This is a genomic window from Jilunia laotingensis, assembly GCF_014385165.1.
Taxonomy (GTDB): domain Bacteria; phylum Bacteroidota; class Bacteroidia; order Bacteroidales; family Bacteroidaceae; genus Bacteroides; species Bacteroides laotingensis.
Map to the genome: position 1 here is coordinate 1,733,626 of NZ_JACRTF010000001.1, position 23,805 is coordinate 1,757,430.

Here is a 23,805-nt window from a genome sequence, read left to right on the forward strand (position 1 = left end):
GATAGCACGTCTGTTTTGGAATAGAATATAATTTCTATCTTTGTGACAACTTTGCCTGTTAGTATTATGAGATTTTTATTATACCTGTTCGTGCTACTTTGTTTTCTATCTTCTTGTCATGTAGATAGACGGACGGAAGCGCTTGCATTACTTCGGGAAGGTGAAGAGATGGCAGATTCGGGTGATCCTAATTCCGCAGTAAACTTATTCAGGAAAGCGGCAGACCTTTCTACCGCTACAGGGGATGCAGCGTTGCAAAGTGAGATTTATAATTGCCTTGGTGATATTTTTTTGCAACACGGAGTTTATGACCGTGCCATAGAGGCCTATCAGCAAGCTGCGGACTATGTACAGATGCTACCTGATAAATTCTTGCTTTCGAGAGCCTATCGGGGAATCGGCAAATACCACTATTTATGCGGGAACATGAAAGATGCATTGCAGTATTTTCAAAAAGCCCGAAATCTCGAAGACCAGATAGCCGATGTAGAAGAGGTGTCCTCTATATACAATAATCTATCCAATGCTTATTGTGAACTGGAAGATAATGACAAGGCTCTATTTTGTAATAGTAAAGCGATATCCCTTACGAAAGATAGCTTGAAGTATTTTCGGAACTGTGCTGTACGGGGACGGTTATTAATGCTTTCCCATCAATATGATTCTGCACTTTATTATATAGCCATTGCGAGCCGAAGCAATGATGCCCGTGTACGCGCATCAAGCTACTACAAACTTTCTGAAATGCCGGTAGCATCAGGGATCACGGACTCCATGAAATACGTCTACCTGAGTTTGGCAAAACAACTCTCCGACTCCATTGAAGATGTCAATCGCTCCGTACAAGTAGTCGAAAGCGAACATTTGCACCAATTGCAATCATTGAAAAGCAATGCTCAAAGCAAATTGATTTATATATCATTTATTGTTGCGGCAATCGTGCTTCTTCTGGTTGTTTATTTCCATTATTGGTATAAATGCAAAAAGAATAAATACCAACAAATTATCGAACATCTGGATACCAGCAACCGGGAACTTCATAAAGTACATGAAATGAATAAATCCGGTTGGGAAAAGCAGCTCATTTCCATTACTGTAAGTGCCGGGAATAGTTGTGTAGAGCGTTTTGTGGCAATGCCGTTTTATGAAAGATTAAAAAAGAAATTGCAATCGGAGGATGCGTCTTTGACCTATAATGAGCAAGATGAATTGCGGCAAGTTGTTTTTGAAGTGTTCGGTAACTATATTCAGCAACTCTCCGTCATCATTGATAAGCTTTCTACGAACGACAGCTTGCTTTGTTGCCTTTCGCTATTGAAATTTTCTACAAGAGAGTGCGCACTGTGTCGTGGAGTAAGCAATGAAACCATTCGTTCGCAACGAACAAGAATTAAGAAAAAGATTCCCGAAAACTTCCTTAAAGGCGGTCTTTTCAACCTGATTTTTGGTGAAGAATCAGGCGGAAATGGTTGAAATGCAACGTTTCTTTCTACAATTGTCTGATAATCAACGTTCGGATATCTCAAAATAGAAACGGTAAATATTCGTTTTTCTCTTAAGTATCTTCTATTTTTGTGATTAGAGATTTTATTCCTTTTAATTATAATCCTGTTTTAAGTAAGATTATAATCTCGCAAACTCGATTTGAATATAACACAAGTATTAATTTAACAAGGAATCAGTATGAGAAAAGTTTACCTGTTTTTAAGTTTGCTACTTGTTGCTGTATGGGCAACTGCACAAGTGAAGAGTGAAATTAAGATTACCACTTCAAAAGAGTATGGAGCTACTTTGGATATGTGGCCTAAATCTACTTCCAAAGAGGATGCGATAAGTATTGATTGGGGAGATGGAGAATTGAAAGAATACAACATTGATCCGAATGGGATGCCTTACTTTACGAAAGTGAGCGGAAGGATTGTAGGCGACACTATCCGTATCTTTACAAAATTAGTCAATTTGGAATGTTCCGAAGGGAATGTAACTTCTCTGACCTTGATTGACCAACCTTTATTGACTAATTTGCTGGTGAATGACAATGAACTTACTTCGGATAAATGTATTCTTGATGGTGCCACCAACTTGAAAGTGGTAAACTTGAGCAAGAATCAACTGACTATTTTCGATATGCGTCCTTTCGAGAAGCTGGAAATGTTCTCTGCAAATGATAATGAGTCTTTAAGTACTGTACTGTTTGCCGATGGAAATTCAGTGTTACGCAGCATTGACATGGCAAATTGTGATATCAGTCATTTTTATCCTATCCATCTGCCGGGATTGGAATCATTGAATCTGTCTAACGGTTCGCTGATGGAACTTGAACTTGCCGACTATTATCCTAACTTGGAATCTTTGAATGTCAGTGGTAACTATATTTCGGAAATCGATATTGCTTCCTGTTCCAAACTCAGTTCGTTTAATTGCAGTGAGAATCTGCTTAAGGAGATTAACGTAACTCAGAATCCCGAGCTGCTCAATCTTTTTTGTGGCGGCAACCAAATAGAGGAATTAAATGTATCTAATCAACCTAAGATGACGAACCTAGGATGTGGTGAGAATCTTCTGAAAAGCCTGGATGTTTCCAAACTTCCCAGTCTGACCTCTCTGACATGTGATGGTAATCAACTGAAGCGTTTGGATCTTTCCAACAACGAATTTCTTTCAAGATTATATTGTAAAGACAACCAGTTGGAGTTTCTTGATTTCGCTGGGAATCCACGCCTTGATTATGTCGATTGTCGTAACAATGCCAACATGACGGCATGTACGCTGAATTATATGTTTTCTACCATGTTGAGTAGATATCGCGATCCTTACAGTCCCAATTTGCTGATCGCAGGGAGCAACCCCGAACATGCGGATACGGAAGAGATAAATTCAGCGGATATGAAATGGATGACGGATGTGAAGGGGGACGGTACTGCTGTCTGTGACTCCGTTGTAATAACAATGATGCCTTCCGAAAATGGCAGTTATCGTCTCGAACAGCCTTCTTTGTATGGGAAAGATTATAAGGAAGTAACTAAAAAGGCCATGGCCGGTACTCCAGTCAAAGTGGTGGCTACACCCGATAGTGATTATAAATATGAGAGTGTGACGGTCGGTGGAGAAACAATTGCCGATACCTTGTTTGTATTGAAAGAAGATGCAGCCATTTCGGTAAATTTCAAATCGACATTTGTTCCTTACATCACTGTCGATGTGGCGGCCGGAACTCAGATGTCATTTGCCTTGAGAGCTGCGGAGGAAGATACGGAAGTCAGCGTGGATTGGGGCGATGGCGTTGAAAGTGCTTATACGGTAGGTACGGGTGTGAGTCGTATAGACGGATATGCTGCCGGAACAACCGTTAAGATTGCAGGTGCGGTCATTGAAGCCGACTTTACGAGCTATCCCGGTATGGGATTATGGGACAATCAGTTGACGGGTATCGATATTTCCCATAACGATGGTTTGGTTTCCCTGAGTACTTATATGAATCCGGTGCAGAAGTTAACGGTAGGCAATTGCCTTGACCTTGAATATTTGGATTGTGCTTATTGTGAACTTGACGAACTGGATGTTACTGCCAATACGAAATTGGTTACATTGCTTTGCTATGGCAATGAACTAACCAAACTGGATGTAACCAAATGTACGCAATTGGAGGAATTAAGTGCCAAGAACAATCAGCTGGCAGAACTCAACCTGTCCGGTAATACGAAACTTGTATCCCTTGATGTGCAGAATAATGAACTGGAACAAATTGATGTTACACAAATGAAGAATCTGGAAAGTCTCGCTATCAATGCGAACAAGATTCGTGAGATCGATTTGGCAAACAACGCGGAACTTCGGATTCTTACGGTATCTGGCAATGAATTGACCTCTTTGAACTTGAGTCATAATACGAAACTCGGTAAACTTTTATGTGCCGACAACAAGTTGGCTGCTTTGGATCTGAGCCACCATACTGGTATCTATTACATCGACTGTGGTGGAAACAGCATGACTGCTTGCGCCTTGAATGATCTTTATTACGGTTTGCCCGAATATCCTGAACTCGAAGAGCCTGTGAAAGGATTTACACTTTGGGTTAAAGGTTCTGATGAAGGCACATGCAATGATGCCGAACATGCCGAATCTCTTATTGCCACCGGTAAGGGTTGGAGGATAAATTATGAAGGTGACGGAACCGGATGTAACGAAGCTTATATTACGGTGAAAGAACCTGTGAACGGCAAAATACAATTAATGGACAGTAACAATAAGAAAGTTGTTTCCGGTGGTAAAGTGGCTAAAAACACAGTGGTGACCGTTATAACCGAACCGGATGAAGGCTATCAGGTAGAGAGCGTTAAAGCTAACGGCAAAGAGGTGGTTGAAAATGCATTTACCGTATTACGGGCTACGGACGTAGTTGCCAAATTCACTATCTTATCAGGTATCGATATGAATGAAAAAGAGGCAATCACCGTTATCGGAGGAAAAAATAATATCACATTTGATGCCTCCGCGCAAGCTGAAATCGGAATCTATTCCATGGATGGTGTACAGATTCAGAAGAAGACTATTTCTGATAACGAAAGGATCGATTTGCCGGCAGGTATGTATGTGGTGACTGTGAAGACTGGCCAGGCAAATGTGTCTAAAGTGGTTGTAGTTTACTAGAAGATGTCTCTTTCCCGGAGGATAGAATACTTGAAAAGGCCGGACATCCTACTCTGTTGACGGAGTGGATGTCCGGTCTGTTTTTTTCTAAGGGATCATGATGAAATAAAAAAAGAAATGTATGGTTCCCCAATAACAGCGCACGCTGTTATTTACTAAAAAAACATATAAATATCCTGCCGCTATAATATAATTCCGTAACTTTGTGTTTTGTAAAATGGAATGGTACCCAACCATTTGCTAGAATATGTTGAACAATTAGAACAATTGCCTTTATGGAAACAACCCGTCAGAATAAAATATCCCGTTTGTTGCAGAAAGAACTAAGTGAAATTTTCTTGCTTCAGACCAAAGCCATGCCCGGAATATTGATATCGGTAAGTGCCGTGCGTATCAGTCCCGATATGAGCATTGCCCGCGTTTATCTCAGTGTGTTCCCCTCTGAAAAAGCGGAAGAAATGGTAAAGAATATCAATAACAATATGAAGTCCATCCGTTATGAACTTGGAATGCGGGTACGTCATCAGCTGCGTATCATTCCCGAGTTGAAGTTTTTTGTGGACGATTCTTTAGACTATATTGAAAAGATTGATTCTTTGCTGAAAGAGTGAACCTGCCTTTTTACATAGCTAGGCGCTACCTCTTCTCGAAGAAGAAGCATAATGCCATTAACATTATCTCCGCCATATCCGTATGCGGGGTGGCTCTTGCTACGTTGGCACTTGTTTGTACTCTTTCCGTCTTCAACGGTTTCCAGGATATGGTAGCCGGACTGTTTACCGCTTTCGATCCCGAACTGAAGATTACCATCCGCGAGGGTAAGGTTTTCGATGGTCAGGACGAACGAATTAGGGCTATCCGGACATTGCCCGAAGTCTCGGTCTTTACCGAAACATTGGAGGAGAACGCCATGGTACAATACAAAGATCGCCAAACAATGGCAGTCATCAAAGGGGTGGAAGATAACTTCGAGGATCTTACGGCAATCGATAGTATCCTGTATGGTGCGGGAGACTTCCTGTTGCACGATTCCATCGTGGATTATGGAGTGATGGGTATCGAACTGGTATCTACGCTGGGGACGGGAATACAATTTGTCGATCCCCTTCAAATCTATACGCCGAAGAGGAACGTGAAAGTAAACATGGCCAATCCTGCCTCTTCCTTCAACATGGATTACCTGTTTTCCCCCGGTGCCGTATTCGTGGTTAACCAGCAAAAATATGATTCCCGCTACATACTGACTTCGCTTGATTTTGTCCGCCGGATGCTGGATTACACTTCCGAAGTGTCTGCGGTGGAATTGAGGCTAAAGCCGGATGCTTCTCTCTCTTCCGTCAAGTCGAAGATAGCTTCGATGTTAGGGGATGAGTTTCTTGTACAAGATCGTTACGAGCAACAGGCAGACGTGTTCCGTATCATGGAAATAGAAAAACTGATCTCTTACCTCTTTCTCACTTTTATCCTCATGATTGCTTGTTTCAATGTCATTGGCTCTCTTTCCATGCTGATTTTGGATAAGAAAGAAGATGTGGTCACGTTGCGCAATCTTGGAGCCGACGACCGGCTGATCCGGCGAATATTCCTTTTTGAAGGTCGGTTGATTTCTCTCTTCGGGGCCTTGATCGGCATTGTACTCGGACTGGGACTTTGTTTTATCCAGCAAAAGTTCGGACTGATCACTCTCGGTGGGGGAGGCGGACAGTTTATTGTCGATGCCTACCCCGTAAGTGTCCATTTCTGGGATGTGGTACTGGTCTTCGTTACCGTCCTGTCTGTTGGTTTCCTTTCGGTATGGTATCCGGTACGGTATTTAAGCAAACGGCTTCTTTCTAATTGACAATAGGTAGCTTTGCTGAAATGAGTTGAAGTACAAAATTGTGGCTTAATTCTGTAAATGTTAAGATTATGCCAATGAATAGGTACTAACTTCATACATAAAAGTTATTAATATGTTACCCAAAGGTTTCAATATACAAATTGAATCTTTTAAGCAAGAGATCGCTTTAATTTCGTGTTAGGACGATCTTTCAAAATCAAAAACAGTTCATTGTGGAGGGGGCTTTATTTTCCTACCATTATTTTTTTCCTTCTTGGAGAATAGTTGTTACTCAGCTGATTGATTATTTCAGTCTTACATCTAAGAGCTTTGATGCTCTTTACCGTACGCTCTTCACTATCATAAATGAGAAGGATGCTTTGGTGATTTTCTTCGATTGTGCCGGAGGCATTGTTGGCGAGACCTATGATTGTTAGCTTATTTTCATTCTATGTTTCATCGTGAACGGTACTGTGTAGCTAGACGTGATAGATATCTTTTTGTTTGGCTTTAATTGTGGCGTTGATGCTGAAGCCTGACAATTCCCTTGGAAGCCGGTTTCTTATAAGGCGAGATATGCCTTCCCCGTAGAGAAGCGTTCCCTTTGTTTTAATCCTCCATTCTTTTTCTTGCAACTGTCCAATGTAAAACATGCCCATGTAACGCAGTGAAACATGGGCATGTAACGCAGTGAGACATGGGGGTGTTTAACAGTGAAACATCCCCATGTTTGACATCGTTGGGCAACGAGATAAAAGGGTTCCCTTTATATGGAAGACAGGCTTCCATCAAGGGTAGTGCAAATCTTCTTTGCTAGAAACGCAAATCTCGTTTGCAAATCACTTTGTCCTGAATGACAATGTAGAGTTCGGACCTAAATAAGAACGCTTCATTCCACCGAAATCGAGGACGATTTTCTGAATGACAACTCCCGGATCTCCACAACGAATCTGCAAGGTATGGCGACCGGGTTTGTCGATATGAAGAGTCGATTTGTTGACGGTGTAGTTGCGTAGCACGCCTTCAAACCAGACCTGAGTGTATTCCACAGCCGAGGTTGTAGGAGTGGCGATGGCTCCGTCGTCGATACGTATACTATACTTCGTGTCTACATTCGTATTCTCCGATAATCGGAAATCCCGGTCGGCATGAAGGGGGAAAGTAGGAAGTACATAGGTATATACATCCACCGAACCGGCATCGAAAGTATAGAAATCATATTCTATGTGGGGAACTTCTTTCGCTCGGAAGATTTGTAGCGGTGCTACAGGGTTTCCCATTTGCAGCGACTGCCCCTCAATGCCGATTCCATCAAGGATGTGCATCTGTATGTCGGCATTCTCGTGTTTGCGGTGGAAGCCTGCTCCGGGGATGGAGATGCAACCGTTGTCTTCTACATATATGCCTTCGACCTCTTCCGGTCGCGGAGAGGCGGGATTGAATACGGACAGAAGGACTTCCTTTTCTGCTTTGCCGTCCGTGAAGCGGATATTTCCCAAGATGTTTTCTCCTGTCGGGACTTTCTTCCAATCGACAGAGACTTGAATCCGTTCTTCGGTTGCCGTTTCACCGGATGTTTTGTTCAGTACGATCCAATCGGCCGAAGGTTGCGCCTGCCATTTAATGAAACCGTTGCCTTTATTGTAGAGGTCGATCCAGTAACTTCGGTGAAGGTAAGTGTTGAAGCATGGAAGTGCATGGAAGCTTCTTTGGGTAATGGCGGCATCTTCATTTTTCACTTGCAACGCCAGACGGGGAGAGCCTGCCGGAACATATTCCTCCAGGTGGGGCAATTGAAAATAGGCACTCACATTGTCATAGTTTTGACGCATGGACATCATGTACTTCCATTTACCGTCAAGCAATGCGTTGTAGTCAGCGGTGATGGTTTGGAGACTGTCGTAGCAGAGTTGCACTTCTTTCTTCATCCTGTTGGTTGCAGCGCGTTGTTGGCGGGCGTACCAGCGGTTGCGCTGTCCGTTCAGTGTCATACGGTTCATCAGCTCCGCGCCTTTTACCGGATAGTATAGTAACTGGAAAAATGCCGGGCGGCTCTCTTCTTCCAATGTATTAAGTATTTTCCCGGCTTCTGCCCCGATTCTTTTGTATTCGTTTAGCCTGCCTTCTACTTCACCGTAGTTTGTTAGTGAAAAGTCGGTGTCGGTTAGTCGTTCGCAAGAGTGGTTGAAGAGATTCCAGTGGTATCCCCAACCCATGTATTCGGGTTTGCGGGAGAATGCCAACTGGATATGCGACCGGGTAATGTCTTCCAAGCGCGTATAATAAGATTCCCCGAACATACCCGACAGCCAACGAGCCGGATAGGTCACTACGTTGTCGGCATTGAAACGGTCGATGTCGTAGGCCATGGAGAGGAACAGGGATACCTGCATTTCGGAGCCCTTCATGTCACCGCAGTTGAGCAACCATATCCTGTCTGCCGTTGTGTCGTAAGCTTTACGCAGTTCTTCGTACATGAGTGCGGGCGGAGTGGTGCTGAACCACAAATAACTGTGTGGAACGCCTAAATAAGACACGTGATAATAAACTCCGGCTCTACCCGAGCGTTTCTGTTCATTAATACCGCTCAGGCGTTTCAGATAGCCATAGTTGTCGTCCGGCCAGATGATGGTCACGTCATCGGGCAGTTCCAGGCCGTTGGAATAGATTTCTAGAACCTCTTTATAGGGAGTGAAGGCTTGCGGAACGGTTTCAATGGGCTTTTTTATGTGGGATGCCAGGATGTTTCTCTGATCGAGCAGCGCGCTTCCCAGCATTTTCACTTTCTCTTTGATGGGAACTCCTACGCCCATGGCTGCATCGTGCAATCCGCGCAGGGCGAGAGTATATACGTTTTCGTATGCGCAGTTTTCCTCAATCCGTCTGGAGAGAACTTCGTTGATTTTATCTTTATTGGTGTTATAGTCCCAAGCTCCCATTGTCTTCTTATCCCATTCGCTGGCGGTATTCAGTAGCAGCGGTTCGCAATGGGTCGATCCCATGACGATGGCAAAGGAGTCCGCTACCAGCTTGTTCTCGGGTATCTGGTTGAAAGCTGTGGATACCGGGTGCATGGCGGGTGCCAGATGGTTTGCCTTTAGCCTCAGCAAAAGCTCGCAGATCTTGGCATACGTCTTTGGACCGATGTTCCCTCTTTCTTTTTCAAAGTTTTTAGATGCCCACGGAGTCAGTCCCCAATCTTCGTCATTCAGGAAAATACCCCTGTATTTTACCGAGGGCGATTTGGATAGTGTGGCGGGTGCATATAGGCAGAGAGTGGTATGTTTCTTCACGGGGACATCCGCCCACCAGTACCAGGGGGAAACACCAATCAGTTCAGAGAGGGAAAAGAGTCCATAGGCTGCCCCCCGGCGGTCACTTCCTGCCACGACCAAGGCACTGCTTACTCCCGGGAAAGGATTCTTTACCGTTTGAATCAGATAACGTTCCCAGGCATCTTCCAAAGGAGAGATGTCGATCTTTCCTTCTTTGCTCAATTGCCGGATAAAGGCATTCTTTTCGATGGTGCCGACAATCAGAAGCGTCTTATTATTCCGTAAGTCTGTCTGTAAGGAAGGTTTATGCCCGGTTACCATCTCGACATCTGCGGCAAACAGCGAGGCGGCTTTTTTTACCACTAAGTAATCGTTGTCGTCAAAGCAAATGGCGGCTTGTGACTTCCGTTCGACTAAATTGAATGCGTCTTTCCCCGAAGAGGGACGGTCGGATAGTTTGACTTCCGCGAATAGCGTACACGGAATAAGCAATAATGTTAACAAAAAGAGATGTTTCATTTCAGATTATGTTTAAGTATTTGTAACGAATGTAATAGTAGCCGGTGTGTGTATTCTTTTGCAAAAATACATCTTTCTGGTGTAGAAGATGACTTTTTTTACCGAAAAAGGAAAGATTCTCCCTATATTATAAGGTAAGAAAAATGTTTTTTTCTACTTTTGTCGCCAAATTTCAGATTAGAAGAGAGTTGAAACTTTGAAAAGCACCGCTCTCAAACATCCCTATTAAAGTAAAAACTATGCAGAAGAACCTTGTTATTGTCGAATCTCCAGCCAAAGCGAAAACCATCGAGAAGTTCCTTGGTAAGGACTATAAAGTGCTTTCAAGCTATGGACATATCCGGGACCTGAAGAGAAAAGAATTCAGTATTGATATTGCCAAGAACTTCACCCCCGATTATGAAATACCTGAAGATAAAAAGGAACTGGTCGAGAAGTTGAAGGCTGAGGCGAAGAAAGCTGATGTCGTTTGGCTCGCATCCGATGAGGACCGTGAAGGAGAGGCTATCGCCTGGCATCTTTTTGAGGTGCTGAAACTCAAACCGGAGCAGACGAAACGAATCGTATTCCATGAAATCACGAAAACCGCTATATTAAAAGCTATCGAGAATCCGCGGGAGATCGATATTAATCTGGTAAACGCACAACAGGCGCGGCGTATACTCGACCGCATCGTAGGTTTTGAACTTTCACCCGTTTTGTGGAAGAAAGTAAAGCCCGCCCTTTCTGCCGGTCGCGTGCAATCCGTTGCCGTACGTCTGATTGTGGAACGCGAGCGCGAGATACAAGCCTTCAATACCGAGGCATCCTACCGTGTCACGGCAGTCTTCCTCGTACCGGAGGAGGACGGTAAGACGGTAGAGATGAAAGCCGAACTGGCTCGCCGGTTGAAGACGAAGGAGGAGGCAAAGGCGTTTCTGGAAAGTTGTAAGAACGCATCTTTCACCATCGAAGACATCGTAAAGCGTCCGGTGAAGAAAAGTCCTGCCGCACCGTTCACCACTTCTACTTTGCAGCAGGAGGCTGCCCGTAAACTGGGATACACCGTTGCGCAAACCATGATGCTGGCTCAGAAGCTGTACGAAGCGGGATTGATCACTTATATGCGTACAGACTCGGTGAATCTTTCGGAATATGCGACCGAAGGCAGCAAACAGGCTATCATCGGCATGATGGGTGAAAGATATGTATATTCCCGTCATTTCACGACGAAGACCAAAGGGGCACAAGAGGCGCATGAGGCGATCCGTCCGACATACATGGAGAATGCATCGGTAGATGCCAGCGCACAGGAAAAGAGACTGTACGATCTTATCTGGAAACGTACCATTGCTTCGCAGATGGCGGATGCCGAACTGGAAAAGACCACTGCCACCATAGGAATCAGCACCAATGACGATACTTTCACCGCTACCGGAGAGGTAATCACGTTCGATGGGTTCCTTCGCATTTACAAAGAGTCGTATGATGACGATAATGAACAGGAAGACGAAAGCCGCTTGCTTCCCCCGTTAAAGAAGGGACAAGTTCTCGATTATACCGATATTGTAGCTACCGAGCGTTTCACTCAACGTCCGTCACGTTATACAGAAGCCAGTTTGGTGCGTAAACTGGAGGAACTCGGCATAGGCCGTCCTTCTACCTATGCTCCGACCATCTCTACCATTCAGCAACGCGAATATGTGGAGAAGGGGGATAAACCGGGTGAAGAACGTTCTTTCAATAAACTGACACTGAAGGATAAGGCTATCAGTGACGAGACTCATACCGAGGTAGTAGGAGCCGAGAAGTCGAAACTTCTGCCGACGGATATCGGAACGGTGGTCAATGACTTCCTGAATGAATATTTCTCGAAGATACTGGATTATAACTTTACCGCTGACATTGAAAAGAAGTTTGATGAAGTTGCCGATGGCGACCAGCAATGGACAACCATCATGAAGAACTTCTACAAAGGCTTCCATCCTTCGGTGGAGACAACTTTGGCTACAAAAACGGAGCATAAAGTCGGTGAACGTATCTTGGGCGAAGAGCCAAAAACGGGTAAGGTGGTATCCGTGAAGATCGGACGTTTCGGCCCGGTGGTGCAGATCGGTAGTACCGACTCTGAAGACAAGCCTCGGTTTGCCAGACTGGAGAAAGGCTATTCCATGGAAACCATCACTTTGGAGGAAGCACTCGGACTGTTTAAGCTGCCACGCACCGTTGGTGAGTATGAAGGGAAGCCGGTAACGATCGGTTCGGGACGTTTTGGTCCTTATATCCGTCATAATGATACTTTCAATTCTCTTCCTAAAGGAGTCGATCCGATGGAAGTGTCATTGGAGGAGTGCATCGAAATAATCAATAACAAACGCGAGGCAGAAGCGAAACGGCACATCAAGCAGTTTGCTGAAGAACCGGAACTGGAAATTCTGAACGGAAGATATGGCCCTTACATTGCCTATAAGGGTAGTAACTACAAGATTCCAAAAGATGTAGTGCCGCAAGACTTGAATTTAAAGACTTGTCTTGATATCGTTAAGTTGCAAAGTGAAAAGGCAGCTACTCCGAAGAAGCCACGTGCCTCTAAGAAGAAATAGTCTCTTTCGTGGAGCGTACTGTGAAAGGAATTGAATACTAATAAAGATTCATCCGATATAATTACCCTCCTTACAGACTAAATCTGTAAGGAGGGTAAATTGTACTATCAGTTCTATTGAGGCGAATTTACTTTTTCATCTTAAACACCATAGTTCCCCCTTTTACTATATCTTTATGTGTAAGTATGAAACCTTTTAGAGGTTGTCCGTTCAATTGAATGGAGCGGACATAGAATTCGCTGGGGGATTTGCGGGGTGCTTCAATATGGAATTCTTTGCCGTTCGATAGATTCAATGTACAATGATTGAAAGCGGGGGTACCGATGACATATTCTCCGCTTGCGGGATTGACCGGATAAAATCCCATCGCTGAGAATACGTACCAAGCGGACATTTCACCACAATCATCGTTACCAGCGTAACCGGACGAAGTGTTATTGTAAAGCTCGGTCAAGATGTGATGTACGTACTTTTGTGTCTTCTCCGGGCGACCGGCATAATTGTAGAGATAAGCCACATGATGACTCGGCTCATTGCCATGTGCATACTGACCTACAAAGCCGGAAGCGTTGTCATTCAGCTCTCCGCTTTGATGGCGGGAGGTAAAGAACGTGTCTAGTTTCTGTTCGAATGCCTTCGAGCCACCGGTCAACTCTATTAAGGCCGGTATGTCCTGCGGGACATACCAGTAATATTGCCAGGCATTTCCTTCAGTAAACGGATAACCACCATTGGCTCCGTATTTGTAAGGGTCGAAAGGTTCTATCCATTCTCCTTTGTCGTTTTTGGGCTGGAAGAAGTGGGTGTCACTGTTGTATAGATTCCGGTAGAATCCGGAGCGGTGGGTGAAGTGCTGATGGTCTTCCTCTTTGCCTAATTTCTTTGCGAGCCGGGCTGTACACCAATCATCATAGGCCTGTTCCAAAGTAATGGAGACCGATTGGGTTTGTATATTCTCGGGCATGTAGCCGTACTTTTCCCATACGTGGAACGGAGAGTTGGGGTGTGAAGTCAGTGAACTGTTCCGGACAGCTTCGTATGCTTTTTCAACATCGATATCCGGTACACCTTTCAATACTGCGTCTACGATTACCGGAATGGAATGGTTCCCGATCATGCAGTAATTATCCTGCCCCCAAAGTTGCCAGATAGGTAGATACCCGTAACTGTCGTATTGGCGTATCATGCTTTTAACAAAATCGGGAACACGTTCGGGCGTAATCAGTGTATAAAGCGGATGCGCTCCGCGGAAGGTATCCCAAAGGGAGAAAGTGGTATAATGCGTTTCTCCTCCGGGTAGTTTTCCCACGGTATAGTCGGCTGTCATGTATTCTCCGTTGACATCGGAGAAGGTATTAGGTTGGAGCATCGTATGATAGAGTGCCGTGTAGAAGAGTTCTTTTTGCAACTCACTGCCATCGGCTTTAATCTTGCTTAGTTCCTTTTCCCAACAGGTATTGGCATCTGTTACAAAACGGTCGAATTCCCAATGTCCGGCTTCTTGCTCCATATTCAATTGTGCGTTGGCTTTTGATACGGGGGAAAGTGCAACTTTGCATATTAAAGGCTGTCCGTTGAGTTTACCGAAGCGGAGCAGTGCGTGCAGATCGGTTCCGTTTATCAGAGGAGCATTTTCGTACCGTCGGTCACCGTCTCTTAAGGTTGCCGAAACGATGGGAGTGGAGAATTCAATATGAAAGTATACTTTGCGTAATTTTGCCCAGCCGGTGATAATGCGGTATCCTTCTATTGTTCGGTCGTTTATCAGGCGGATTTGCGAATGGATGATCTTTCGGTTCCAGCTTTCTTTGTTGGCGGAGTGATCCAAATCGATGATCAGCTCTGCGTCCTTGGTTTCTGGATAGGTATAGCGGTGTATACCTGTCCGGGTGGTTGCCGTGAGTTCGGCATTGATACCTTCGTCCTTCAGAAATACCTGGTAATAGCCCGGATGTGCTTCTTCCCGTTCGTGCGAGAAAGTAGAAGAAGTGCGGTTGCCGGTTGTCGGCATCAGCAACAGATCGATCAGATCCGATGCCCCTGTCCCACTAAGACGGGTGTGGCTGAAACCATAGATGGTGGTGTCATTGTAATCATATCCTGAAGCTTGTGCCCAGTCGGGAGCTTCGCGGGTATCGGGGCTGAGTTGAACCATGCCGAAGGGCACCGTAGCTCCCGGATAATTATTTCCGGAGAGGCCACCGTGAACGGCACCTGTCCCGATAAATGGGTTGACGTACTGTGTGAAATCAGTGGCCCTTGCACTGCCGGTGAAGGCAAGTGCAAGGGTACACACTAAAATGAAAGCTATTTTCATGAATGTTTTCTGTTCTATGATGCCTGTAGGGTAATTAATTCAAAGTCTTCCCTTACAAAGCGGTTACTTCGATAACCCGGCTGCTCAAATCCTGTCCGGTGAAAAGTCCGAGTCCGACTGTCATCAGGTATTCTCCGGAATAGTTCTGATCGTTGCCACCCATGGAAGCACCTGCACCGGGCATGAGGTTGATCTCTTTTACATGATACATTTTGTTGGCATCCAATCCCTGAAGGCGTACCGGAAGGATATGCTCACCATAGCGCGGGTGGATGTCGAAAGCGAACACGACTGCTTTATTCTTTGCCTTATCGACATACATGGAGGAGGTGTGGTTTCCTTCGTAGGGTGAAACAAGACGGAAGAGATCGCCTTCTAGAACTACCGGTTTCAAACGGTTGTACTCCTGTATGGCTTGGCGGCAATAAGCTTGCTCGTCATCGGTCAGGTCGTCCAACTTGATATCGAAGCCCAGTTTACCCATCATGGCTACTTCCGTACGGAACTTGACATTGGCTTTCTTGTTCCATGTAGTGACATGGGCACAAAGCGTTTTGCTGGGGAATACCTGTGAGAAGCCCCACTGGATGAATAAGCGTTCGATCGGGTCGGTATTGTCGCTCGGCCAGAACTCAGTGAAATACTTCAATGCTTCGTAATCCGAACGTCCGCTACCACCTGCACAGAGCATCATCGGCAGGTTTGGATATTTTGCTTTTACACGGTCCAGGACTTTGTAGAGTCCTTTTACATAGTCTATATATAGATGTGTTTGTTTTCCTTTCAGGTAAGAAGAATAAATATTAGTGATAGGGCTGTTGCAATCCCATTTGAAGAAAGCGATATCCGGGTATTTAGTCATGAGCTGGTCGACTACACCGAATACATGATCCTGTACTGCCGGATTGCTCAGGTCAAGAACCATTTGGTTACGGAAGTAGTATTCATCACGGTTAGGCAGGTGGATCACCCAGTCTTTATGCTTTTCGTAGAGTTCACTCTTCGGGTTTACCATCTCCGGTTCGATCCAGATACCGAACTTGACGCCTTGTTTTTGGGCTTCTGCGGTCAGGCGGCCGATACCGTTAGGCAGTTTGTCGGCAGTCTCTGTCCAGTCTCCCAATCCCTGATGGTCGCTGCTACGGGGATATTTGTTGGCAAACCAGCCATCGTCAAGCAGGAACATGTCTACACCTAAGTGCTTTGCTTCACCGATCAGACCGATCAGTTTGTCTTCGTTAAAGTCAAAGTAGGTGGCTTCCCAGTTGTTAAGCAAAGTCATGCGGGTTTCGTTTCCGTCTTTCACTTGATAGCGTCTTGCCCAGTCGTGGAAGTTACGGCTTGCCTGTCCTTTACCGTTCAGGCTGTAAGTGAAGTAAAAATCCGGAGTGCGGAATACTTCTCCGGCTGGCAGGTTGTATTCTGATGCATACGGATTGATGCCGCTCAGGATACGCAGATGGTTCAGATTGTCCACTTCAAAAGTAAACCGGAAGTTTCCCGTCCAGCCGAGTGTACCTACGATCACTTCACCGGTGTTCTCTTCCGATGGATTGTCAACGGACAATTGGAAGAAAGGAGAAACGAACATATTAGCGCGTGCGCCCAGTTTCGTGTCGATCACTTTCTTGCCGAAAGCCAGTTCGCGTTCGGTAATGTTGGCTTCGTGTGCCCAGTCGCCTGCGAATTCAGTGAGGAAGTATTTGCCACGGTTAAGGTGCAACAGGGATGAAGCGTACTTTTGCAGTGTGACGGGCTTCTTTTCCCGGTGGCTGATTTCCGTAAAGGTCTTGATGATATTTTCCTCCGGAAAAGCAATGTAGTGCAACTTGACGGTTACGGGGTACTGGGCGTCGCTCAGGGTGATTACGGTCTCGTTCGAACCATCAGACAGTTTCTGGCTGGTATGTGTATCATACTTTAAAAGTGTGGAAGGATTACCGTCATTATGCACCATATGCAGTGCGGGCTCGAAGTAGTCTTCCATGCCGTGTGTCAGATAGGCTTCTGTACCCAGAGGCAGGTGATCGATATCTGCCTCATAGTTGAGGCGTTTGCCCAGGTAGGACTGGTAAAGACGACCGTTGTCACCTACGCGGTAGATGAGGCTGGTGTTTCCGGTCTCAATACGTATTACTGGTTTGTCGGCGGCATGTACTATGCCGGAGAGGCAGAAAAGTCCTGCCAGTAAAATAGCTTTTACGTTCATGGTATAGTTATATTAATGTTTATGAATATTTTATTGATTATATTCTATGTGTTTTACAGGTCATATGTATTGTCTGCAAAGTAACTCGCTTTTTCCCGTTCCGGGAATAGAGGATATTACTAATGATATGGACAATCTTACTTTCCCGATGATTATTTTCCGTCTGTACGGAAAGGAGCTACCGGTAATCCGTTGTTCCCGTAAAGGTTTCCGTCCGGACAATCCGCCCAATCATAACGGGCAGCTATTGGAATTTCAATTTCCGGTGATGTCAGGACGATTGTACGGGAGTCACGCTGTGAGGCGACTGCTGGGTGGAATACGCCATCGGGGCCTGCAAGTATAAATCCTTTCAAAACATCAGAAGCACTTTTTGCGGGTTCGCTACCGGCATACACGGAATAGCTCCCTATTTTTACATCTGCATCGAAGGTCAGTTCCAATTTACCGTCTGAGATACGGAAACTTTTGACAGCTGGAGCTTCAGCGGTATAATCTTTACCGTAGGTGTGCACCAGTGATAATAAAGAGAGACGACGTCCGACCTCTTGTTTATTCTTTGGATGAATGTCTCCGGCTTCACCTATATCGATAATGACAGCCATACCGGTATTATCCATATGAAGTGCATGGGCTTGTGCTTCCCGGAGTGCAGCCCATTGCGAATCGGGTTGTACTTGGACGGGTTCCAGATAATTGGCCAATTGTACGAAGTAGAAAGGAAAATCGCTCTTCCACTGTTTGCGCCAGTCGGTAATGAGGGATTGGAACAGAAGCGCATATTGTTCGTGGCGTCCCACGTTGGCTTCGCCCTGATACCAGATTACCCCTTTGATAGGGAATATGGTAAGCGGGTGTACCATTGCATTGTAAAGTACGGTGGGATAGCTGGAACTTTCCGGTGATTGCGGTGCAGGAGGCAGATCACTTAAAGTAACCCCGACCCGGTATTTCCAATCTCCGGCTAATGAAATCTTTTGTCCGTTTGCTTCGGCATACATCTCTTCCGGTTTTCCATGAATACCGCCTTCGCCGCCGAAGTCCGACACCCGAACGGTAATGATGCCTTTGCCGGCTTTCACATCTTTTGCCGGTATTGTATAATGACGGGGCGTAGCATAGCCTTGACCACGGGCAATCTCTTTGCCGTTGTAATAAGTGATATCTTCGTCATCGATCATTGCCAGACTGAGCGTGATTTCTTTTCCTGTCCATTCTGCGGGAATCTCAAAAGAGTGCTGGAACCAGACCACTCCGTCTACTCCTCTTAATCCCCGTCCTTCCCAATAGCCCGGCAGATTCATTGTTTTCCATTCCTTGCCGTTCTGTTCGGAAGCTGTCCAACACGGAGTACCGTTGTCGAGTCCGGTATCCTGTTTGGAAAGCTGTTGTTGCCATTCGTTCATTTCTTCCTGATAGGCTGTTATAAGCTTTGACCGGTCATAATCAAACTGTTTCAGTTTGTCGGTCTCTTTTTGGAATCCCATTACTTGTTTCAATGTTTCGATGCTTGTCCATGCTTCAGCTGGAGTACCTCCCCATGTGCAGTCGATGACACCGATGGGTACGTTTAATTCTTTCCATAGAGCGCGGGCGTAAAAATAAGCTACCGATGAAAATTCGGGTATGGTGCCCGGACTGCAAGGTTGCCATCCTCCCATGTTTACCTTTGCATCTTCTGCCGGTGAGAAAGCGGTTGCTTTCTTGATTTGCAGGAGGCGTATGGATGGATAGTCAGCGGCAGCAATCTCCTGTTCGTAGTTCATCACTTTTCCCCAGCCGGCTACCGGCATTTCCATGTTCGACTGACCGGAACAGAACCACACTTCACCGGATAGTATTTGGGACAAGGTAAGCTTTTCACCATCGGAGATTGTAAGTGTATAAGGGCCGCCTGCAGCGGGTGTCGGTATTTCAAGACGGAAAGAACCGTCAGCGGCAGCTTTTGTCGTGAACTTTTGGTCGTTCCAACTGGCAATTGCTGTTACAGTGCGACCGGGACGAGCATGTCCGGGCAGAGTTAAAATACTGTTTTGTTGAATGACCATCCGATCTGTAAAAAAGGATGGCAGCGTCACTTTAGCCTGGCAGACCAAAGCGAGGCATAAGGCTAAAAGGGTTAACTTGTATTTATTCATACTATTCTATTTGGGGTTTTCATTTATTGCACAAAGATAGCGAATGTGTCTTTTATAGTTGCAGATAAATCATTCATAAAATAGCGCGTTTACAGCAAAGGCTGCCCACAGGCAGCCTTTGACGCATCAGTATGCTTTTTTTGCATCATCCATATTGCTTCTTTAAAGTGTTTTTCCTTCCTCCTTTTTTGTAGTCAGTATGATTTGTGCCCCATTCTGACATTGTTTCTCAAAATCTTTCGGGGTCATTCCGAATTGTTTGAGGAAGATTTTACTGAAATAAGAAGATGAGTTGATACCTACCAGATAGCAGATATCACCGATCCGGTGCTTTCCTTCCTGTATCAGCTCGGCCGCTTTTTTCAATTTGATAAGGCGGATGAAGTCGACAGGGGATAAGTTGAACAGTGTTTTGATCTTGCGCAGCAGGCTTGAACGGCTCATGCATAATATTTCCGCCATACGTTCCACTCCGAAGTTGTCGTCGGTAATGTTCTCTTCGATGATGCCGATCACCTTGTTCATGAATTCCTCATCGGATTTATTCATCTGCATGTTGTCTACTGTGAAGAACGGCCGTTTGGAGAATGCTTCGCGTTCACGCCTGCGGTTGTCAAGCAGTGAAAGCACTTGCTCTTTCAGGTAGTTGAACGAGAAAGGTTTCTCGACATAGGCTTCGGCTCCCTGCTTCAATCCGTTGATTTTGCTGTTCAAGTCGTTCTTTGCCGTAAGGAAAATAACGGGGATATGTGACAGATCGAGATCGGATTTCACGGCACGACACAGCTCATATCCATTCATCACCGGCATCATGATATCCGAGATGATTAGGTCGATATGATTGCTACGTAAAATTTCGAGAGCCTTTTCTCCATTCGGAGCGGTCTCTACGGTGAAAGATTCGCGCAGGCGTTCGCTGATAAAGTCGCACATGGCTTCATTATCTTCTACTAAAAGCAGTGTATAGCTGCGAAGGTTCCCTGATACAGCCGTTTCCTCTTCCAATACGATGCCGTCTTTTTCGAGTTTCAATTGATTGTCCAGCTGGATACCCTCTTTGTTAAGTGGTATGTTCAGTACAAATGAATTGCCTTCCTGACCGACTGATTCGTCTAGCGTAAGTGTTCCTTTATGTAGTGCCGCCAATGAACGTGCCAGAGGCAGGCCGATGCCGAATCCGTTGCTGCCTCCTTCTTTTTTATCTATTTGGTAGAAAGGTTCGAATATGCGACACCCTGTTTCCGGAGATATTTTCTCTCCATCGCTGGTTACCCGGATGGTGAAGGATTCATTGTCTTTACTGAGTTCAACCAGTATAGACTGCCGGGCATACTTCAAGGCGTTGTTTAAAAGGTTGCTCATGATTTTGGTTATCGCTTCTTTGTCTACTGCCGCCCAGATATCTTCTTCCGGTAGATTGCGTAGCAACTCCTTTTTATTTAGTGTGATGGCAGCTTCGAAACGATCCATAATCTCTTCAAGCATGGCAGTGATGTCTACGCTTTCGAACTTCATGGTCAGTTTGTTGGCACCTATTTTCTGAAAGTCGAGCAATTGAGTAGTCAGTTCTAATAAGCGTTTCGTGTTTTGTCCCATTACCCGAAGGTATTTCTTGATACGTGAGTCTTGCACTCCGATCTCCTCAATAGCTTCCAAAGGGCTGTTGATCAATGTCAGCGGAGTACGTATCTCATGAGCTATCTCCGTGAAGAATTCTACCTTCGATTCGTAAAGTTCTTTTTCTTTCTCTATGGCAAAGAGTTTTTGTTGTTCGTGCATCTCCTTTTCCTTGCGTCGTTTGTACCATAGGAACCATCCGGCCAAGATGAGGGTAATAATCAAAACATAGACAATGTACGCTATTGTAGATTGCCACCAGGGTGGGAGAATTACGATGGACAGTGAGCGGCTGGCCTGTTTACCCGGAGCGCCATTATGAGTGGCACGTACGCGGAAGGTGTAATCCCCCGGTGGGAGTTTGGCGTAAGAGATGTTCTGGCTGCTTGCTGCCGGAATCCAGTCTTTATCGATAGGGTCCATCCGATAACTGTATTCATTGGTTTCCGTGGTTGCGTAACTCAGCAAAGCAACGTCGAAACTGAGATTGGCCTGGTCATAAGGCAAGGTAATCTTATCTGTATGTGTGATACATTGCTTTAACGGAGAATCCGGTGAATGTACAGTTACTTCCTTATTATATATACTGAAACGGGAGATGTAGATAGGGGGCAGGTCGCGGCTCTCCTCTTCTACATTGGGATCGAAAGCGATGAGTCCGTCTATTCCTCCGAAATAGAAACGTCCGTCACTGGCTTTTAAAGCTGAATGGTAATTGAACTGGTTGCCTAGCAATCCGTCTTTGGTGGTGAAGACACGAATGTTGCCGTCCGCAGGATTAAAACGGACTAAGCCTTTGTTGGTTCCGAACCAGAGATTACCTCGTTCGTCTTCAAGTATGTTGTAAGCCACGTCATCCGGCAATCCTTCGCGCGTACCGAATGAGGTAAAGTTATCCTCTTTCTCATTATATCGGCAGATGCCGCCACGGTCGGTTGAGAACCAGACGTTGCCTTTGCTGTCCTGCATGATGGAACTGATAGAGTTGGAGGTAAGGCCGTTCGGCTCTCCTTCCACGTAGCTATAGTTGCGGAAAGTATTCTTTTCCGGGTCGTGTTTCCAGATGCCGTTGCCCATGGATGCCAGCCAGATAGTACCGTCACGGGCTTCCATAATGTCGAATATCCAGTCGAAACCTGTGTTGTCGATGCGTTTATATTGTTGTTCTCCGGGTTGCTTTACATACAGTCCCCAACCGAATCCGACCCATTGTTGCCCCTTGCTGTCTTGAAAGAAAGAATAGACACTGTTGTCAGTACCTTCAACCGGGTTGCAAATGTTTTGTACCTGTTCGCCAGGCAGGGTGAACCTATCGACCCCTTGTTTAAAAAATCCTGTATAGATGTCTCCTCCGAAGCTTTTCATGCAAAGTGTGACTTGATGCTTGGGGTTGGAATGAAGGGCGTGCCTAACTTTTCCCGTACGCGGATTTAGAATGTTAATGCCGGAGTTTTCCGTACCTACCCAGATATTTCCGTTGGCATCTTCCGCCAACCCGCGGATTCGTTTACTGTTGAGCGAGTTTGCATCACTGCCCGGTACGTATTTCTCGAATGCCATTTGATGACGAGGCAAATAGTTTACCCCACCGAACATGGTACCTATCCACATGCCTCCTTCATGATCACGGTAAATGTAATAAATGGTATTGTCGGAGAGGCTGAACGAGCGCATAAGGTCTTCTTTCAGGTGTTCGACTTGCTGCTTCTTTTCATTAATGATGAACAACCCGTGATGGGTTCCTACCCAAATTTCGTCACCGATACACACTATGTCACGCAGATAGGTCTGCTCTTCGGGTGTGAAAAGGATCTTGCTTATCCGGTTGGAACGGGGATCATATTTTTGCAGCTCTCCATCCTGCATGGCAATGATTAACTGATCGCCTTGAAAGCAGATACTTGTGATGGACATACTCGCCAGTGATTGTCCGTTGGCGTCTGTTAATCGTTGTTCGAACTGGTTGGTACGGGGGTTGTAACAGAATAATCCCACTCCGGAACTGCCTAGCCAGATGTCTCCTTGAGGACTTTTGCAGATGCAAGTCGGAGTCTCGGTCTTGAGATTGCTTTTATCGGTTATGGGGTAATAATCCATTTTTTCATCGTAGAAGCGGAATAATCCTTGATCAGGAATCAGTACCCAGATGTTTCCATTAGAGTCACCGATGATTTCCTGTACCCAGTTTTCGGGTGCAACACCATCCGAACTGCGGTTATCGACGAAAGTAAAAACATCATTTGCCGGGTTGTAGATGTAGATTCCTCGATCGGTACCTACCCACAGATTACGGTCTTTGTCTTCATATAAAGCACCGATATTATGGTTGCCTTTGCCTGCTTTCAGGTCGTCACAATCCAGTTGGAGAATGGAGGTACCGTCATACCGGTTCAAGCCGTTCTTGGTGCCGAACCACATGAAACCGTAACTGTCCTGCAAAATCACTTTGACATTGCTTGCCGAGAGACCATTTTCTCCGTTGATATGTGTGAAAGAGTAATTGCCTTGTCCCCTGAGAGGGAGATTACCAACTATCAGGGCGATAAGCAAGAGGGGGAAAAAATACTTTTTCATGTATCGCGAATGTTAGATGTAAGATGAAATGTGTGTGCAAATATAATGCAAAAAACGGCAATTCCGCTGTTACTGACGTATTTGTTTCAGTAATCGGCGCATTTG

10 protein-coding genes are annotated in these 23,805 nt (G+C 45.4%); 5 read left to right on the forward strand and 5 right to left on the reverse strand.

Going from position 1 to position 23,805, the window contains the following annotated elements; all coding sequences use genetic code 11:
* Positions 1-66: 66 nt before the first annotated feature.
* The 4 genes from H8744_RS06585 to H8744_RS06600 all read left to right on the forward strand — a co-directional run bounded on the left by H8744_RS06585 (position 67) and on the right by H8744_RS06600 (position 6,490).
* The gene (locus H8744_RS06585; RefSeq protein ID WP_262434083.1) at positions 67-1,473 is read left to right on the forward strand and encodes a tetratricopeptide repeat protein; all 1,407 of its coding nucleotides are present in this window, start codon (positions 67-69) and stop codon (positions 1,471-1,473) included.
* Between the two features lie 210 nt (positions 1,474-1,683).
* Complete coding sequence (locus tag H8744_RS06590) at positions 1,684-4,650, forward strand: T9SS type A sorting domain-containing protein (protein WP_262434084.1); 2,967 nt, start codon at positions 1,684-1,686, stop codon at positions 4,648-4,650.
* Between the two features lie 275 nt (positions 4,651-4,925).
* The gene (gene rbfA / locus H8744_RS06595) at positions 4,926-5,261 is read left to right on the forward strand and encodes a 30S ribosome-binding factor RbfA (protein ID WP_262434085.1); all 336 of its coding nucleotides are present in this window, start codon (positions 4,926-4,928) and stop codon (positions 5,259-5,261) included.
* Positions 5,258-6,490 (forward strand): FtsX-like permease family protein, encoded by a 1,233-nt coding sequence (locus H8744_RS06600; RefSeq protein ID WP_262434086.1) that lies wholly within the window; start codon positions 5,258-5,260, stop codon positions 6,488-6,490. Before rbfA ends, H8744_RS06600 begins: the two co-directional genes overlap by 4 nt.
* A gap of 818 nt (positions 6,491-7,308) precedes the next feature.
* Here H8744_RS06600 and H8744_RS06605 read toward each other — a convergent pair.
* Positions 7,309-10,263, reverse strand: coding sequence for a glycosyl hydrolase 115 family protein (locus H8744_RS06605; RefSeq protein WP_262434087.1), 2,955 nt, complete (start codon positions 10,261-10,263; stop codon positions 7,309-7,311).
* A 239-nt stretch (positions 10,264-10,502) separates the two neighbouring features.
* Between H8744_RS06605 and topA the strand changes: the two genes are divergently transcribed.
* The gene (gene topA / locus H8744_RS06610) at positions 10,503-12,845 is read left to right on the forward strand and encodes a type I DNA topoisomerase (protein ID WP_262434088.1); all 2,343 of its coding nucleotides are present in this window, start codon (positions 10,503-10,505) and stop codon (positions 12,843-12,845) included.
* A 127-nt stretch (positions 12,846-12,972) separates the two neighbouring features.
* On the opposite strand, the gene H8744_RS06615 is transcribed toward topA, so the two are convergent.
* The 4 genes from H8744_RS06615 to H8744_RS06630 form a co-directional block, all read right to left on the reverse strand.
* On the reverse strand, positions 12,973-15,180 hold the full coding sequence (locus H8744_RS06615; RefSeq protein WP_439649375.1) for a GH92 family glycosyl hydrolase: 2,208 nt from the start codon (positions 15,178-15,180) through the stop codon (positions 12,973-12,975).
* A 34-nt stretch (positions 15,181-15,214) separates the two neighbouring features.
* Positions 15,215-17,371: an alpha-galactosidase gene (locus tag H8744_RS06620; protein WP_262434090.1), complete on the reverse strand. Its 2,157-nt coding sequence runs from the start codon at positions 17,369-17,371 to the stop codon at positions 15,215-15,217.
* 152 nt (positions 17,372-17,523) lie between these two features.
* Entirely contained in the window at positions 17,524-19,509 is a 1,986-nt protein-coding gene (locus tag H8744_RS06625) for a sialate O-acetylesterase (protein WP_262434091.1), read from the reverse strand.
* Between the two features lie 162 nt (positions 19,510-19,671).
* The gene (locus H8744_RS06630) at positions 19,672-23,700 is read right to left on the reverse strand and encodes a hybrid sensor histidine kinase/response regulator transcription factor (RefSeq protein ID WP_262434092.1); all 4,029 of its coding nucleotides are present in this window, start codon (positions 23,698-23,700) and stop codon (positions 19,672-19,674) included.
* Positions 23,701-23,805: the final 105 nt, after the last annotated feature.